Consider the following 14671-nt stretch of genomic DNA (forward strand, 5'->3'; position numbering starts at 1 on the left):
GGGCACACAGGACGGTGCGGACCCGCCCCCCTCCGGGCGGGCCCGCACCGTCCTGTGTCCGTGGTGGTCCGGCCGCATCGGCCGGACCACCAGGGTGTGCCGCTATTCGCCCGCCACCGCCTTCGCCAGGATCGGCGTGAGCTGCTCGGTGACCCACGGGGCGCTCAGCGCGTCCGGGTAGGCGATGGCCGTGGCCAGCGAGTTTTCGGACGGAATGACGGCGAAGTGCTTGTTCTTGACCGCCCCCAGCGAGCGGAAGAGCTTGTTGCCCTCCAACTCCTTCGGGCTGAGCACACCCTTGTCGCCGAACGGGTACGTCACCAGCAGCACGTCGGCGTCGAGCTGGTCCAGGTTCTCCAGGCTGACGCCGTTCTTGTCCGGTCCGTAGCCGCGCGCCTTGGTGGTCTTGGTGAAGCCAAGCCGCTCGAAGGGGCCCGGGTCCTGGTCGGCGTAGGACATGAAGCTGACCTGCTCCGGGTGGACCACCGCGTAGGTGTACGTCTTGCCCTTGAACTCGGGGTGCGCCGCGGCGGCGGCCTTCGTCGCCTTGTCGTTGTCGGCGATCACCTTCTCCGCCTCCCCGGTACGGCCCAGCGCCTTGGCCGCGATCCGCAGCCGCTCCTCCCAGGTCAGGGTGTCCGCGTGCTTCTTGTCGGTGAAGGTGACCACCGGGGCGATGGGGGTGAGCTTGGCGTAGTCGGCCTGCATCGACCAGGAACCCATGCCGAGGATGACGTCCGGCTCCTCGGCGGCGATGTCCTCGTACGCGGTGCCGTCCGTGTCGTCGTACGTCTTGAGCTTGCCCGCGCCGAGCTTGTCGATGGCGCGCTGCTTGAACGCGGCGACCTCGCCGCCGTCCTCCACGTCCGGGGTGATCACCGGGACAATGCCGAGCGCGAGGGCGATGGCGGTGTCACCGTCGGAGACGGTGGCGACCTTCACCGGCTTCTCCTTGACCTCGGTGCTGCCCCAGGCGTTGGGCAGCTTGACCGGGAAGCCGGCGGTGGCCGGCCCGCCGCTGGCCGCGGGCGAGCCCTTGTCGTCCTTCGTGTCGTCCCCGCCGCAGGCGGTGAGCAGTCCCAGACAGGCGGCGAGTGCGGCGACGGTGGCCAGGGCACGGGCCGGACGGCGAGACGTGGTCGGGTGGTGCATCGGTTCTCTCCTACGGACGGTGACGGCGGCCCAGGGGGAAGATCTGGGGCCGATCGGTGTGGGGATGGGGGACGACGAGGCAGGCCAGGCCGAACACTTCGGCCACGGTCTGCTCGGTGAGCACGTCCTCGGGCGGGCCCTGGCGCACGATGCGTCCGTCGCGCATCGCGACGATCGTGGAGGCGTAGAGCGCGGCCTGGTTGAGGTCGTGCGAGACGAGCACGATGGTCTTGCCTGACTGCTCGTTGAGGTCGGCGAGCAGGTCGAGCACTTCGATCTGGTGGGCGACGTCGAGATAGGTGGTGGGCTCGTCGAGCAGCAGTGTGGGGGTGTCCTGAGCCAGGGCCAGCGCGATCCACACCCGCTGCCGCTGCCCGCCCGACAACTGGTCGACGGGCCGGTCGATGAGTTCAGCCGTTCCCGTTGACAGCAGCGCGGCGGCGATCACCTCGTCATCGGCGGCGGTACGGCGCTGCCCGAACTGCCGGTGCGGATGCCGGCCGCGCCACACCAGGTCGCCCACGGTGATGCCCTCGGGTGCGATCGGCGACTGCGGCAGGATGCCGAGCCGGCGGGCGACCTCGCGGGTGGGCAGCGCATGGATGTCCCGGCCCGCCAGGAGGACCGAGCCGGAGGCGAGGGGCAGCAGCCGGGCGATCGACTTGAGCAGCGTCGACTTGCCGCAGGCGTTCGGACCCACCAGGGCGGTGATCCGCCCGGGCTCGACGGCGAGCGACAGATCGCGGATGACCGGATCGGTGCCGTACCCGACGGTGATGCCCTGCGCTTCGAGCCGCGCCCCCCGGCCGGCGGCAGCCTCAGCCTCGGCTGTGGCGTCCTCGGCAGCGGCAGCGGCAACGGCGGGGACAGTGGTGGCGGCGGAGTCGGAGGCCGCTCGTACGGTCTTCATGGACGGGTTCCCGGAGTGGTACGGGCTCCGCGCGGGCGGCGCAGGAGCAACCAGATGAAGGAGGGGGTGCCGATGAGCGCGGTGAGGACCCCGGTCGGCACCGGGCTGACCAGCGGCGCGTGCTGGGCCAACACGTCGGCGCCGAGCACGATGACCGCACCCGTCGGCACGGCGAGCGCCACCGCCCGGTCCGCCCCCACCAATCGGACCGCGATCGGACCGCTGATCAGCGAGACGAAGCCGATGGGGCCGGTGACGCTGGTGGCCAGCGCAGCCGCTGCGGCGCCGAGCAACAGCGTCGCGGTGCGGGTGAACGCCACGCGGTTGCCGAGGCCCGCGGCCAACTGGTCGCCGAGGGCCAGCCCGTTCAGCGACCTGCCGAGCAGCGCGGCACAGAGCGCGCAGCCGGCCAACGAGGCCGTGAGGACGTGCACGCCGTCCCAGGTCGCGTCGTTGGTGCTGCCCACCAGCCAGCGCATCACCTGGGCGATGCTCTGCTGCCCGGCGAGGGTGAACAGGTAGTTGACGTACGCGACGCACACCGCGCTCATGCCGATGCCGACGAGCACCAGACGGTAGGTGTCGACCCCGTCGCGGGTGCGGCTGAGCACCAGTACCAGGGTCACCATCGTGACCGCCCCGCCCACCGCCGCGACCTGCACGCCGTAGGCAAAGGCCGGCACGAACAACAGGACGGTCGCGGCCCCCGCTCCGGCGCCCGCCGAGATGCCCACGATGTCCGGGGTGGCCAGTGGGTTGCGGATCAGGCGCTGGTAGAGCGCACCGGAGAGCCCGAACAGGCCACCGGCGAGCAGCGCGGTCAGCGCCCTGGGCAGTCGGATGCGGTGGATGACGTAGTCGGGCAGCCCGTCGCGCAGCCCGAACGCCGCGGGCAGCACTTCGCCCGGCGGAATCCGGCCCCCCAGGTCAAGCAGGAGCGAGGCCGCGAGCAGCGCCACGAGCAGCACCACCAGGACGGCCGTGACCAGCACGGCGCGCCGGCCGCGGGCCCGGTGCGTGGCGCGCAGCCGGGCGGCCACAGCCTGTGCGGTGAGGGCGGGGTCGGTGGTTGTGCTCAGGCTGGTGGTGGTTGCGTCCGGGGGGCTGGCGGCAACCAGGGTGGCTCCACCCGGGCCGGCGGTGCCGGGGCCGCCGGTGGTGCCCGAGTCGCTGGTGGGTGACACGGCAGGAGTACGGGTCACCTGGCTCACACCCGTACCAGATCGCGGCGGCGTGCCAGCCACACGAAGAACGGGGTGCCCACGACGGCGGTCATCACCGACACCTGGATCTCGCCGTGGTCCAGGACCAGCCGGCCCGCGGTGTCCGCGCCGATCAGCAGCACCGCCCCGCAGACCATGGAAAGCGGCAGCGACCAGCGGTGGTCGGCGCCCACCAGAAGCCGTGCGGTGTGCGCGGCGACCAGCCCGACGAAGGCCACCGGGCCCACGGCCGCGGTCGCCGCGGCGCACAGCAGTACGGCGACGGCCGCGCACACCAGCCGGGCCCGCGCGACGCGCACCCCGAGCCCGAGCGCGGTCTCTTCGCCCAGGCCCAGCACGTTCAGGGTGCGCCCCAGCGGCAGCGCCAGCAGCAGGCCGACGACCGCGAACGGGGCGACCTCGTCGAGGACACCGGCCCGGCCCGTGAGTTGCCCCACCGACCAGAACCGCAGGTGCGCGTAGACGGCCTCGTCACGCACCACAAGCAGCGTGATGACGGACGACATCGCGGCGGCGACCGCGACCCCGGCCAGGACCAGCCCGATGGTGGAACTGCCCGCGTTGCTGCGGGTGCCGATGAGGTACACCAGCGCGGCGGTCACCGCGGCCCCGACCAGCGCCGTCCAGAAGTAGCCCGCGACGCCCGTCACGTCCAGGTACAGGATGCCGAGGACGACGAAGAGGGCGGCGCCCTGCTCGACGCCGAGGACGCCCGGGTCGGACAGCGGGTTCATCGTCAGCGCCTGCATGATCAGCCCGGACGCGCCGAGCGCGGCCCCGACGGCGAGGCCGAGGAAGGTGCGCGGGATGCGTTCGGTCCACAGGACGTCGCTGTTGTAGCCGCTCCCGTTCGGGTGCAGCAGGATCTTGACGACCTCCGGCGGTGCGATGTCGCGGGCACCGAGTCCGATGCTCGCGATCAGCAGAACGATCAGGGTCAGGCCGGCCACCACCACGACCGGAACGGCCCGGGCGGACTTCGTCCTGGCGGTCGTCGGGGGTGGTACGGGCGGCGGGGCGATCTGTGTCATGGGTGTTTCCGGGCTCCTCACCTGGGCAAGCGCAAAAGTTAGGCTAGCCTTACCTGCATGCTCTCGGTCCAAGGCCGGAGGCGAACCGTTCACAATCAGGGGTCAGGTGCGCAGGCTGGCCAGGGGAGGACGCTGTGGCCGAGATGACGCTGAGGCGTGTGTGTGAGGACGAGGCCCCGAGCCGGGTCGTGTCCCTGACCGGCGACGACTTCGTGGCCGCCGGCGGGCACCCGCCCCACGTGCACGACTACCACCAGTTCCTGTACGTACCGGTGGGGCGGATCGTGGTCTCGGCCCAGGGGCGCGAGCACGAACTGTCGTCCTCGGTCGCGCTGTGGATACCGGCGGGCCTGTGGCACAGTGCCCGGTTCGACAGCGACTCGCTGATCCTCGCCGAGTCCTTCGACGCCGACCTCTTCGCGCTGCCGCACTCCGACGCCGCCACCTTGAACGTCACCGACGCGCAGCGCCGGCTGCTGCTCGCCCGGATGCGCGCGGCCGACGTCCCGGAGAACGACCCGCAGGTGTTCGCGGCGTTGCGCTCGGGGCACCCGGCGGCCTTGCCGTTGCCACAGCCGACCAGCCATGCCGCGGCGGCGGTGGCCAGGGAGTTGGCGCATGCCCCCAGCGACGCGCGCACCGCTACCGAGTGGGCCGCCGCTCTCTACACCAGCTCGACCAGCCTGCGGCGGGCCTTCCGCGCCGAGACCGGCATGGCCTTCTCGGAGTGGCGCACCAGAATGCGGCTCAATTACTCACTGGGCCTGCTGGAACAGGGTCACCTGGTGGGAGTGGTGGCCGCCCGGGTGGGGTTCGTCAGCACCAACGGCTACATCCTGGCCTTCCGCCGCCACTTCGGCCGGACGCCCGGCGCCTTCGCCAAGGAAACCGCACTGGACCGCCGCCCCGCCTGACCGGCCGCCTGACGGGGCACCGGCCCCGCGTCCCCGGACGGTCAACCGGTGCGGTTCCGCGACCCCGACGGCTCGTCGTCGCCAGCCCCAACCTCCCGCGCCCCGGGCCCGCAGCCGCCTGCCTTCGCGCCCTCGCGACCGGCGCAGCCGAACGCCCACACGCCTGAGCCGCCGGCCCGGCCGCCCGGCCTTCCGCGACGGCCCCGGCGGCCCGCCACCCACCGGGGCCGCACACCCGGGCGCGCTCGGCGCACCCGGGTGGCGATCACCGCCGCCGCGGACCCGGCGGCTACGATCCCGCCCCGCTGACCTGCGGTGAGCTCAGGATTCAGGAACCGGCGAGCTCAGTGCGGACCGTACGGGCCGCCGCGACCAGGTTCGCCAGCGATTCCCGGGTCTCCGGCCAACCCCGGGTCTTCAGCCCGCAGTCCGGGTTGACCCACAGCCGCTCGGCGGGGATGGCCGCGAGGCCCGTCCGCAGCAGCGCGGCGGCCTCATCGGCACTCGGCACCCGTGGCGAGTGGATGTCGTACACGCCGGGGCCCGCCTCCCGCGGATAGCCGTGCGCGGCCAACTCGTGCGCCACCTGCATGTGCGAGCGGGCCGCCTCCAGCGAGATGACGTCAGCGTCGAGGTCGTCGATGGCCTGCACGATGTCGCCGAACTCCGCGTAGCACATGTGGGTGTGGATCTGAGTGCCGGGCCGCACGCCGGAGGTGGTGAGGCGGAACGCCTCGGTCGCCCACGCCAGGTAGGCGGCGTGGTCGGTGGCGCGCAGCGGCAGCGTCTCGCGCAGCGCCGGCTCGTCGACCTGGATGACCGCGGTGCCGGCCGCCTCCAGGTCGGCCACCTCGTCCCGCAACGCCAGCGCCACCTGTCGGGCCGTGTCACCCAGCGGCTGGTCGTCGCGGACGAAGGACCAGGCCAGCATCGTCACCGGGCCGGTCAGCATGCCCTTGACCGGGCGGCCGGTCAGCGACTGTGCGTACGTCGTCCAGCGCACCGTCATCGGCTCGGGGCGCGAGATGTCACCGGCCAGGATCGGTGGACGCACGTACCGGGTGCCGTACGACTGGACCCAGCCGTGCTGGGTGGCGAGGTAGCCGGTGAGTTGCTCGGCGAAGTACTGCACCATGTCGTTGCGCTCGGCCTCGCCGTGCACCAGGACGTCGATGCCGGCCTGCTCCTGGAAGGAGATGACCTGCTGGATCTCCGCCCTGATGCGCTCCTCGTACCCGCCCGGGTCGATGCGCCCGGCCCGCAGGTCAGCACGGGCCGTGCGCAGTTCGGCGGTCTGCGGGAACGAACCGATGGTCGTCGTGGGCAGCAGCGGCAGCCCGAGGTGGGCGCGCTGGGCTGCGGTCCGTTCGGCGTACGACTGGGAGCGGCGCGCGTCGGCGTCCGTCACGGCCGCGGCACGGGCCCGTACCGCCGGGTCGCGGGTGATCGGCGAGCTCACGCGAGATGCCAAGTCAGCCCGGTTCGCGGCGAGTTCGCCGGCGATGGCATCGGTTCCCCGGGCGATCCCCTTGGTGAGGGTGACGACCTCGGCGGTCTTCTGCCGCGCGAACGCCAGCCAACGCAGGATCTGCGGGTCGACGTCGCGTTCGGCGCCGGCGTCCAGTGGCACGTGCAGCAGCGAACAGGAGGCGGCGACGTCGACGCGGTCGGCGAGCCCGAGCAGGGTGCCGAGGGTGGACAGCGACTTCTGTAGGTCGTTGATCCAGATGTTGCGGCCGTTGACGACACCGGCGACCAGGCGCTTGCCGGGCAGCCCACCGACCGCGGCGAGCGCGTCGAGGTTGGCGGCGGCGGCCTCGGTGAAGTCCAACGCCAGCCCCTCGACGGGCGCCTTGGCCAGCACGGGCAGGGCGTCGCCGAGCCGGTCGAAGTACGAGGCGACGAGCAGCTTGGGCCGGTCGGTGAGGGCCCCGAGGTCCCGGTAGGCGCGCTCGGCCGCGTTCAGTTCGGCCGGCGTCCGGTCCTGCGCCAGGGCCGGCTCGTCCAACTGCACCCACTCGGCACCGGCCGCCCGCAGGTCGGCGATCACCTCGGCGTACACCGGCAGCAGCCGGTCCAACAGGGTCAGCGGCTCGAAGTCGGCCGCCACCCCCGGCGCCGGCTTGGCCAGCAGCAGGTAGGTGACGGGCCCCACCAGTACCGGCCGGGCGGCCAGGCCGAGCGCAAGAGCTTCCTTCAACTCGCCGACCTGCTTGGTCGAGTCGGCGGAGAAGACCGTGTCCGGCCCCAACTCCGGTACGAGGTAGTGGTAGTTGGTGTCGAACCACTTCGTCATCTCCAGCGGCGCCACCTGCTGGGTGCCGCGGGCCATGGCGAAGTAGCCGTCCAGCGGATGCGCCGCGACGGCCGCCCGGTGCCGCTCGGGGATCGCGCCGAGCATGACGGTGGTGTCCAGGACGTGGTCGTAGTACGAGAAGTCGCCGGTGGGCACCTCGTGGATGCCGGCTGCGGCGAGTTGGCGCCAGGCGTCGGCGCGCAGGCCGGCGCCGGTGACCGCGAGGGCGTCGGCGTCCACCCGACCCTTCCAGTAACCCTCGATCGCCTTCTTCAACTCCCGGCCCTGCCCCTGTCGGGGGTAGCCGTACACGGTGGCCCGTGCTGCCGCGGCTGCGGACTTCGCTGTCACGGAGATCTCCTTCGCGAGATGAATCCCTGAGGTCCCGGCAGACCGGGCGGGCGAAGGAGTGAACAGCCGGATGGCCGCGCCTGCGCCACGACAGCACAACCGCTCACCCGGTGGGCACGCCGACCTTCCCGCGAGGTCACCGAAACGACCGCGCACGGTGGCCCGGGCGCGGGCAGCGGGCAGGTCTTCGGACTCGCGGGCGCGTCCCTGACGTACGAGACACCTACTGGCCGTCGCTTCCCGGGCCACCTGGACCCAGTGCGTATGACGACTGTCGTTCCCACTCACCGCTGCGGGGCAGTCCCGGATTCCCACCGGGTTCCCTCTTGCGACGCCTCCCGCCTGGCGGACGGGGCGAACCTGCTGCGCCGGTCAGCCTAACCGCAGACGCCGGCCGGTGGGACGGGTGATCCAGCCGGCGTGGGTGAGGTGGGCCACCTGTGGTGAGGCGCTGGCTGGTGCGCCGGACCGGCACACCCCGCGGTGCCTGACGCCTCCCGCCTGGGTGCCCCGGTGGCCCGTGCAGACCCGTCGGACTCGGTGCCCGCGCAGGTCAGAGCCGTACATCGGGGGCGGGCAAGGAACGGTCGACGGCCTGGCGCGGCGCGCCAACTGTTGGCCGGGCGGGGCTGGGCCACCGGGTGGGCCGGCAGGGTGAGCCGGTCGGCAACCGGGGGAGTAGGGGGTGGACTTACTTGGACGTCCAACTATATGTTCGTGGCCAAGGCCCGCGGTGTCAGGGAAGCCGGTGCGATTCCGGCGCGGTCCCGCCACTGTGACCGGGGAGTGCGTGCTCAAGCAGATGGAACGCCACTGACGGACCGTCCGTCGGGAAGGCGGGGTGCGCGCGCTGATCCGGGAGTCAGGATACCGGCCGCGGGATGGTCCGTGTTTCCACGAGGATGGAGCAGACACGCATGGCACCGGTCGCTACCCATGACCCAGGCGAATCGGCGGAACGCACGGCGTAGACACGCCACTTCCTGACGTTCCGTGACGGCTCTTCGGCCTTCGCGTCCCACGGCATCCGACGCCGCACACCCATCCGGTGGCGGTCGGTCGGCCTGCCGTGCCATCCCGGTTCCCACCTGAGGAGAGCACCCTCCCATGGTCCACGAACTCACCCACTTCATCGGCGGCAAGCGCACACCCGGCACCTCCGGCCTGTTTGCCGACGTCCACGACCCCAACACCGGCACCGTGCAGTCCCGCGTCCCACTGGCCGGGCGCACGGAGACCGAAGCGGCCATCGCCGACGCTGAACAGGCACAGCGCGTCTGGGGCGAATGGAACCCGCAGCGGCGCGCCCGCGTCCTGCTCAAGTTCCTCCAGCTCGTCGACGCGGAACGCGACTCGCTCGCCCGCACCCTCTCCGCCGAACACGGCAAGACAGTCGCCGACGCCCACGGCGACCTCCAACGCGGCCTGGACGTAGTCGAGTTCGCCGCCGGCATCCCCCACCTGCTCAAGGGCGAGTTCACCGACAACGCGGGCAGCGGCATCGACGTGCACTCGCTGCGCTCGCCACTCGGCGTGGTGGCCGGCATCACCCCGTTCAACTTCCCCGCCATGATTCCGCTGTGGAAGGCGGCCCCGGCCATCGCCTGCGGTAACGCCTTCATCCTCAAACCGTCCGAACGCGACCCGTCCGTACCGCTGCGGCTCGCCGAACTCTTCCACGAGGCAGGACTGCCGGCCGGCGTTCTCAACGTCGTCAACGGCGGCGAGGAGGCGGTGACCACCCTCCTTGAGGACCCCCGGGTACAGGCGCTCGGCTTCGTCGGCTCCAGCCCGATCGCCGCCCACGTCTACGCCACCGCAGCCGCCCACGGCAAGCGCGCCCAGTGCTTCGGCGGCGCCAAGAACCACATGATCGTGATGCCCGACGCCGACCTCGACCAGGCCGTCGACGCGTTGATCGGCGCCGGATACGGTTCAGCAGGCGAACGCTGCATGGCGATCGCGGTCGCCGTACCGGTGGGCGAACAGACCGCAGACGCCCTCGTGGCCCGCCTCAAGGAACGCATCGCCACCTTGCGCATCGGCCGCTCGGACGACCCCGAGGCCGACTTCGGCCCGCTGGTCAGCCGGGACGCGCTCGACCGGGTCCGCCGCTATGTGGACATCGGCGTCGGAGAAGGCGCCGAACTCGTCGTCGACGGGCGTGACTTCACCCTTCCCGGCCACGAGAACGGGTTCTTCGCCGGCGCCACCCTCTTCGACCGGGTCAGCCCGCGCATGCGGATCTACCGCGAGGAGATCTTCGGGCCCGTCCTCACCGTGGTGCGCGCCGCCGACTACGCCGAGGCGCTGCGGCTGCCCAGCGAGCACCCGTACGGCAACGGCGTCGCGATCTTCACCCGCGACGGCGACACCGCACGCGACTTCACCCGCCGCGTGAACACCGGCATGGTCGGCGTCAACGTGCCGATCCCGGTCCCCGTCGCCTACCACACCTTCGGCGGCTGGAAGCGCTCCGGCTTCGGCGACCTCGGCCAGCACGGGCCCGACTCCGTCCGCTTCTACACCCGCACTAAGACCGTCACCTCGCGCTGGCCCTCCGGGGCCAAGGAGGGCGCGAGCTTCACGATCCCGACGATGGGATGAGCGGCGTGGACGGCACCCTCACCAAGGACCAACTCGCCCTGGCAGAAGTGACATTGGACTTCGCCGAGGAGCACCTCACCCCGCATGCCCTGGCCTGGGACCGCGACAAGCACTTCCCCGTCGACGTACTCCGCAAGGCCGCCGCCGTCGGCCTCGCCGGCGCGTACGTACGCGAGGAATGGGGCGGCTCGGCGCTCAGCCGCGCCGACGGCGTCCTGGTCTTCGAGGCCCTGGCCACCGGCTGCCCCTCCATCGCCGCCTACCTGTCGATCCACAACATGGTCGGCTGGATGATCGACCGGTACGGCGACGACACCCAGCGCGCCCGCTGGCTGCCGGACCTGTGCACCGCCCAGGCGCTGGGCAGCTACTGCCTGACCGAGCCCGCGGCCGGCTCGGACGCAGCCGCGCTCACCACCCGGGCCACCCGCGACGGCGACCACTACGTGCTGACCGGCGTCAAACAGTTCATCTCCGGGGCCGGCGCCAGCCACCTCTACCTCGTCATGGCCCGCACCGGCGGCGCCGGGCCCGGCGGCGTCTCCGCCTTCGTGGTCGAACGGGACGACCCCGGGCTGTCGTTCGGCGCCAACGAACAGAAGATGGGCTGGAACGCCCAACCCACCCGGCAGGTCGTACTCGACGGCGTACGAGTGCCGGCCGACCGGCTCATCGGCGCGCCGGGCGAGGGCTTCCGCATCGCCATGAACGGCCTCAACGGCGGCCGACTCGGCATCGCCGCCTGCTCGCTCGGCGGCGCCCAGAACGCACTCCACCGCGCCCTGACCCACCTCGCCGACCGGCAGGCGTTCGGCAAACCGCTCATCGAAGCGCAGGCCCTCCAGTTCCGCCTCGCGGACATGGCCACCGAACTCGCCGCGGCCCGCGCCCTGGTGCGCCAGGCAGCCGCCGCACTCGACCGGGCCGACCCGTCGGCTCCTCAACTGTGCGCCATGGCCAAGCAGTTCGCCACCGACACCGGATACTCCGTCGCCGACCGGGCCCTCCAGCTCCACGGCGGATACGGCTACCTCAGCGAGTACGGCATCGAAAAGATCGTCCGGGACCTCCGGGTCCACCAGATCCTGGAAGGAACCAACGAGATCATGCGCGTGATCGTGGCGCGAGAGCTGACCGGAGCCCTCAGGTGACCGCCTCCGAGCCCGCCGTCCTGCTGCGCACCCATGGACGGGCGGCCCACATCCACCTCAACCGGCCCAAGGCGCTCAACGCCCTCACCCACGCCATGGTGCGCGCCATCGACCTGGCCCTACAGAACTGGCAGGACGACCCCGCGGTGGAGACCGTCGTCCTCACCGGAGCCGGCGAGCGCGGCCTCTGCGCCGGCGGCGACATCCGGGCCATCCACGCGGACGCCCGCACCGGCGGCGCGGCATCCCGGGCGTTCTGGCGCGACGAGTACCACCTCAACGCGCGCATCGCCCGCTACCCCAAGCCCTACGTCGCGATCCTGGACGGCATCGTGATGGGCGGCGGCGTCGGCATCGCCGCCCACGGCAGCGTTCGCCTGGTGACCGAACGTTCACGGGTGGCCATGCCGGAGACCGGCATCGGCTTCGTACCCGACGTCGGCGGCACCCACCTGCTGGGCCTGGCCCCCGGCGAACTCGGCACCCACCTGGCACTCACCGGCACCGCACTGGGCGCGGGCGACGCACTGCGCTGTGGCCTCGCCGACCACTTCGTACCCGCCGCCGCCCTCCCCACCCTCGTCGACCAACTCGCCGAAGCCCCCGTACGCGACGTACTCGCCCAGCACGTACAGGACGCCCCGCCCGGCGAGCTCGACGCGCAGCGGCACTGGATCGACGCCTGCTACGGCGCGCCGACCGTGCCCGACATCCTCGACCTGCTGCTCTCCCACGGCGCCCCGGAGGCCAAAGAGACCGCCGAGGTGCTGCTCACCAAGTCGCCCACCGCACTGACCGTCACCCTGGCGGCGCTGCGCCGGGCGCGTGGCCTCGGCTCCCTGGAGGCGGTGCTCGACCAGGAGTACCGGGTCTCTTGCGCGGCGCTGGCCTCGCACGACCTGGTGGAAGGCATCCGGGCGCAGGTCATCGACAAGGACCGCACCCCGCACTGGCGTCCGGAAACGCTCGCCGAGGTGACCGAGACGGACGTGGCCCGCTACTTCGCGCCGCTCGGCGACCAGGAACTCGGCCTCGCCGCCGACCCGCAGACCGAGGAGGTGCCGTGGTGAGCGGCCTGGACGAGCTGAGCCTGGACATCGCCTTCATCGGGCTCGGCCATATGGGCGGCCCGATGGCCGCCAACCTGGTCGCGGCCGGACACCGGGTGACCGGCTTCGACCTGTCGGCAGCCAGCCTGGCCGCGGCGACCGCGGCCGGCGTTCGCGCGGCGACCTCCGCGCCCGCCGCCGTCGCCGGCGCAGACGTCGTGATCACCATGCTGCCGGCCGGCCGCCAGGTGCTCGCCCTCTACCGGGAGGAAGGGGCGCTGGCTGCGGCCCGGCCGGGAACGCTGTTCATCGACTGCTCCACCATCGACGTCGCCGACGCACGCCATGCACACGAGGCTGCGACCGCCGCCGGCCACCGGGCCCTGGACGCACCGGTCTCCGGCGGCGTCCCCGGAGCCGAGGCAGCCACCCTGACCTTCATGGTCGGGGGCGACGCCGACGCGTACACGGCCGCCGGGCCACTGTTCGCCGCCATGGGCAAGAAGACCGTGCACTGCGGGGCCGCCGGCGCCGGGCAGGCCGCGAAGATCTGCAACAACATGATCCTGGGTGTCTCGATGATCGCCGTCAGCGAGGCGTTCGTGCTCGGCGAGCGCCTCGGCCTCACCCATCAGGCACTGTTCGACGTGGCCTCCACCGCGTCCGGCCAGTGCTGGGCTCTGACCACCAACTGTCCCGTGCCGGGCCCGGTCCCCACCAGCCCGGCGGGCCGCGACTACCGGCCAGGCTTCGCCGCACCCCTGATGGCCAAGGACCTCGGGCTGGCAGCCAACGCCCTGCGGGCCACCGGCGTGCCAGGCCAACTGGGCCTGAAGGCAGCCGAGTTGTTCGCCGCCTACGCCGCGGGCGAGGGCGCCGACCGGGACTTCTCCGGCATCGTGCACACCCTACGGAAGCAGCCCGGCACGCCCACCACACCGGAGAGCGCTCCGGCCACGGCGGACAGTACCCCGGCCACATCGGACGGCGGGCCGGGGTCGGCGTCCGGCGAAACCACCCCGCGGCGCGAGCCGGCCGCCGCACCGAAGGAAGACGAAGAGGAGCCCGCACCGTGACCGACGACACCGCACCCCAGAATGGCCCGGGCCGGCCGGGCGGAACCCAAGGCGGCGCGGCTGCGGGCGCCACGGCTGTCGACGAGGTCGCGTACCAGACCATCCGGGTCGAGCGCACCGGGCGGGTGGCGCTGCTGACGCTCGACCGGCCGAAGGCGCTGAACGCCCTCAACCTCCAGGTGATGCAGGAAGTGGTGGCGGCCACCGCACGGTTGGACGCCGACCCTGAGGTGGGCTGTGTGGTCATCACCGGCTCGGCGAAGGCGTTCGCGGCGGGCGCCGACATCAAGGAGATGTGCCCGCAAGGTCCGGTGGACATGTACCTCAGCGACTGGTTCGCCGCCTGGGACCGGCTCGGATCGCTGCGCACGCCGACCGTCGCCGCCGTCTCCGGGTACGCCCTCGGGGGCGGCTGCGAACTGGCCATGCTCTGCGACATCCTGCTCGCCGCCGACACCGCCGTCTTCGGCCAACCCGAGATCAAGCTCGGTGTCATCCCCGGCATCGGCGGCTCCCAGCGGCTGACCCGCGCCGTCGGCAAGGCCAAGGCCATGGAGTTGTGCCTGACCGGCCGCACCATGGACGCGGAGGAGGCCGAGCGGTCCGGGCTGGTCTCCCGGGTGGTGCCCGCGGCGGAGCTGCTGACCGAGGCCCTGGCGGTCGCGGAGACGGTGGCGCAGATGTCGGCGCCGGTGGCGATGATGGCCAAGGAGGCGGTGGGGCGGGCCTTTGAAACCACGCTGGCGGAGGGCGTCAGGTTCGAACGCCGGCTGTTCCACGCGGTGTTCGCGACCGAGGATCAGAAGGAGGGCATGGCGGCCTTCGTCGACAGGCGGCCGGCCCGCTTCCGCCACCGCTGACGCGAGCGGCGTGCCCCGCCTCGGCGGAGGCGGGGCACGCCACACCCGTAC

At 72.3% G+C, this 14671-nt stretch carries 11 protein-coding genes and 2 riboswitches; of the genes, 6 read left to right on the plus strand and 5 right to left on the minus strand.

The window, feature by feature from the left end; all coding sequences use genetic code 11:
* Positions 1-102 precede the first annotated feature (102 nt).
* From ACMA1D_RS26170 to ACMA1D_RS26185, 4 genes are read right to left on the minus strand one after another with little or no spacing between them, the layout of a single operon-like run.
* On the minus strand, positions 103-1152 hold the full coding sequence (locus ACMA1D_RS26170; protein WP_414726462.1) for an ABC transporter substrate-binding protein: 1050 nt from the start codon (positions 1150-1152) through the stop codon (positions 103-105).
* A gap of 10 nt (positions 1153-1162) precedes the next feature.
* Positions 1163-2062 carry an ABC transporter ATP-binding protein gene (locus tag ACMA1D_RS26175; protein ID WP_414726463.1) on the minus strand — a complete coding sequence of 300 codons (900 nt, stop codon included), beginning with the start codon at positions 2060-2062 and terminating at the stop codon, positions 1163-1165.
* Complete coding sequence (locus ACMA1D_RS26180) at positions 2059-3246, minus strand: FecCD family ABC transporter permease (RefSeq protein ID WP_414726464.1); 1188 nt, start codon at positions 3244-3246, stop codon at positions 2059-2061. Before ACMA1D_RS26180 ends, ACMA1D_RS26175 begins: the two co-directional genes overlap by 4 nt.
* Positions 3247-3269: 23 nt before the next feature.
* Positions 3270-4316: a FecCD family ABC transporter permease gene (locus ACMA1D_RS26185; RefSeq protein ID WP_414726465.1), complete on the minus strand. Its 1047-nt coding sequence runs from the start codon at positions 4314-4316 to the stop codon at positions 3270-3272.
* Positions 4317-4459: 143 nt separating this feature from the next.
* Here ACMA1D_RS26185 and ACMA1D_RS26190 point away from each other — a divergent pair, with 143 nt between their 5' ends.
* Complete coding sequence (locus tag ACMA1D_RS26190; protein WP_414726466.1) at positions 4460-5230, plus strand: AraC family transcriptional regulator; 771 nt, start codon at positions 4460-4462, stop codon at positions 5228-5230.
* Positions 5231-5558: 328 nt separating this feature from the next.
* On the opposite strand, the gene metE is transcribed toward ACMA1D_RS26190, so the two are convergent.
* Positions 5559-7877 carry a 5-methyltetrahydropteroyltriglutamate--homocysteine S-methyltransferase gene (gene metE, locus ACMA1D_RS26195; protein ID WP_414726467.1) on the minus strand — a complete coding sequence of 773 codons (2319 nt, stop codon included), beginning with the start codon at positions 7875-7877 and terminating at the stop codon, positions 5559-5561.
* 181 nt (positions 7878-8058) lie between these two features.
* A riboswitch (cobalamin riboswitch) is annotated at positions 8059-8205 on the minus strand.
* Positions 8206-8578: 373 nt separating this feature from the next.
* A riboswitch (cobalamin riboswitch) is annotated at positions 8579-8771 on the plus strand.
* 213 nt (positions 8772-8984) lie between these two features.
* On the opposite strand from metE, the gene ACMA1D_RS26200 reads away from it, so the two are divergent.
* The 5 genes from ACMA1D_RS26200 (at position 8985) to ACMA1D_RS26220 (ending at position 14620) form a co-directional block, all read left to right on the plus strand.
* On the plus strand, positions 8985-10484 hold the full coding sequence (locus ACMA1D_RS26200; RefSeq protein WP_414726468.1) for a CoA-acylating methylmalonate-semialdehyde dehydrogenase: 1500 nt from the start codon (positions 8985-8987) through the stop codon (positions 10482-10484).
* Positions 10481-11635, plus strand: a complete 1155-nt coding sequence (locus tag ACMA1D_RS26205) for an acyl-CoA dehydrogenase family protein (protein WP_414726469.1) — start codon at positions 10481-10483, stop codon at positions 11633-11635. Before ACMA1D_RS26200 ends, ACMA1D_RS26205 begins: the two co-directional genes overlap by 4 nt.
* Complete coding sequence (locus tag ACMA1D_RS26210) at positions 11632-12705, plus strand: enoyl-CoA hydratase/isomerase family protein (RefSeq protein WP_414726470.1); 1074 nt, start codon at positions 11632-11634, stop codon at positions 12703-12705. Before ACMA1D_RS26205 ends, ACMA1D_RS26210 begins: the two co-directional genes overlap by 4 nt.
* Positions 12706-12719: 14 nt before the next feature.
* Positions 12720-13760 carry a 3-hydroxyisobutyrate dehydrogenase gene (gene mmsB, locus ACMA1D_RS26215; protein ID WP_414726506.1) on the plus strand — a complete coding sequence of 347 codons (1041 nt, stop codon included), beginning with the start codon at positions 12720-12722 and terminating at the stop codon, positions 13758-13760.
* A gap of 101 nt (positions 13761-13861) precedes the next feature.
* The gene (locus ACMA1D_RS26220) at positions 13862-14620 is read left to right on the plus strand and encodes an enoyl-CoA hydratase (protein ID WP_414726507.1); all 759 of its coding nucleotides are present in this window, start codon (positions 13862-13864) and stop codon (positions 14618-14620) included.
* Positions 14621-14671 lie beyond the last annotated feature (51 nt).

It is taken from the genome of Streptomyces sp. 796.1, from assembly GCF_047525675.1.
Lineage (GTDB): Bacteria > Actinomycetota > Actinomycetes > Streptomycetales > Streptomycetaceae > Streptomyces.

What these genes read in the sequence shown, in the direction of transcription:
- ACMA1D_RS26185 (WP_414726465.1), bottom strand. Translation starts at nt 4,316, where the DNA reads ATGACACAGATCGCCCCGCCGCCCGTACCACCCCCGACGACCGCCAGG.
- ACMA1D_RS26205 (WP_414726469.1), top strand. Translation starts at nt 10,481, where the DNA reads ATGAGCGGCGTGGACGGCACCCTCACCAAGGACCAACTCGCCCTGGCA.
- ACMA1D_RS26190 (WP_414726466.1), top strand. Translation starts at nt 4,460, where the DNA reads ATGACGCTGAGGCGTGTGTGTGAGGACGAGGCCCCGAGCCGGGTCGTG.
- ACMA1D_RS26170 (WP_414726462.1), bottom strand. Translation starts at nt 1,152, where the DNA reads ATGCACCACCCGACCACGTCTCGCCGTCCGGCCCGTGCCCTGGCCACC.
- ACMA1D_RS26175 (WP_414726463.1), bottom strand. Translation starts at nt 2,062, where the DNA reads ATGAAGACCGTACGAGCGGCCTCCGACTCCGCCGCCACCACTGTCCCC.
- ACMA1D_RS26200 (WP_414726468.1), top strand. Translation starts at nt 8,985, where the DNA reads ATGGTCCACGAACTCACCCACTTCATCGGCGGCAAGCGCACACCCGGC.